2 protein-coding genes are annotated in these 1,410 nt (G+C 71.9%); one reads left to right on the top strand and one right to left on the bottom strand.

Annotated elements, in window-relative coordinates:
• Positions 1-87 precede the first annotated feature (87 nt).
• Positions 88-498 (top strand): DoxX family protein, encoded by a 411-nt coding sequence (locus ASF38_RS04595; protein WP_055962679.1) that lies wholly within the window; start codon positions 88-90, stop codon positions 496-498.
• Here the strand turns inward: ASF38_RS04595 and ASF38_RS04590 are convergent.
• The coding region (locus ASF38_RS04590; RefSeq protein WP_235497396.1) for a LysR family transcriptional regulator at positions 488-1,410 on the bottom strand (923 nt) is incomplete at its 5' end. The genes ASF38_RS04595 and ASF38_RS04590 overlap by 11 nt on opposite strands.

Raw genomic sequence — 1,410 nt, 5'->3', positions numbered from 1 at the left:
GCCGGTGTGACCACGCGCGTCGGTGCTTGACCGCGGCACGTCGAACGAGGACGATGGTTGAACATTCACCTTCTTTAGGAGTCCGCCATGGACGAGGTCTTCCTCATCTCCCGCATCCTGTTCGCCTACCTCGTCATCGGGTCCGGCATCGGCCACCTGACGGCCACCGGCGCGATGGCCGGCTACGCCGAGTCGCGCGGCCTCTCCAACGCCAAGCTGCTCGTGCAGATCAGCGGCGTCGCGCTGCTCGCCGGCGGCCTGTCGGTGCTGCTCGGCATCTGGGGCGACATCGGCGCGCTCGGGCTGGCCGTGCTGCTCCTCGTGACCGCCGTGCTGATGCACGCGTTCTGGAAGGAGAGCGACGGCCAGGCCAAGCAGATGGAGATGGTCGCGTTCAACAAGAACGTCGCGCTCGCCGGCGGCGCGCTCGCGCTGTTCGTCCTGCTGTCGACGGACTTCGCGCCGTACACGATCACCGGGGCGCTCGTCAGCTGGTGACGACTCCCGGGGCGCCCGCGAGGCGCTCCAGCACGAGGGCGAGCGGCGGCCACGTCGCTCGCCCTCGGCGCGTCCAGACGTAGGTGCGCATCGTGACGCCCGGGTCGTGGAAGGGGACCACGGTCACGCCGTCGCGCGGCGCACGCCAGAGCGGCAGCATCCCGACGCCGAGCCCGGCCACGACCAGGTCCTCCACGAGGTCGAGGCTGTCGGAGAGGTGCTCGACCCGCGGCTCGAACCCGGCCATCGACGCCAGGACCCGCAGCACCTCCTCGTCGGCCGTGTTGCGGGAGTTCCCGATCCACCGATCATCGGCGTGGCGGCGCAGCAGGTCGGGCGCTGCGAGGTCGACCGACGGCGCGTCGGACGTCGGCACTCCCAGGCCCCACGGTGCCCGCCACAGGGGCTCGGCATCGATCGCCCGGTCGAGGGTCACGGGCGCCAGGTCGTAGTCGTAGACGAGTGCGAGGTCGATCCGGTCGGCGAGGAGCGCCTCGCGGGCCTCCCCGGGCTCCAGCTCGTGCACCACGACGTGGACGTCGGGGTGGCTTCCGGCCAGGGACTCGACGACGGGCAGCAGGGTGGACCGGATGGCCGTGGCGAAGCCGGCGACACGGACCGTGCCGGCCGGCTCGGCGTCGGGGTCGAGGTCGGTGCGTGCGGCCTCGACGGCGGCGAGGATCGAGACGGCGTGGTCGGCCAGCCGACGTCCTGCGGGGGTGAGTCGGACGCCGCGGCCGTCGGGCTCGACGAGCGGCGTACCCACCTCGTGGGCCAGGGCAGCCACCTGCTGCGAGACGGTGGAGGTGCTCGTCATGAGCACGTCGGCCACGGCGCGCATCGACCCGTGGCGGGCCAGCTCCAGCAGCACGACGAGGCGGTCGGTGTTCACCTCATGATCGTCCATGATCG

The organism is Aeromicrobium sp. Leaf272 (assembly GCF_001422865.1).
GTDB lineage: Bacteria > Actinomycetota > Actinomycetes > Propionibacteriales > Nocardioidaceae > Aeromicrobium.
This window is presented reverse-complemented; position numbering and strand designations above follow the sequence as displayed.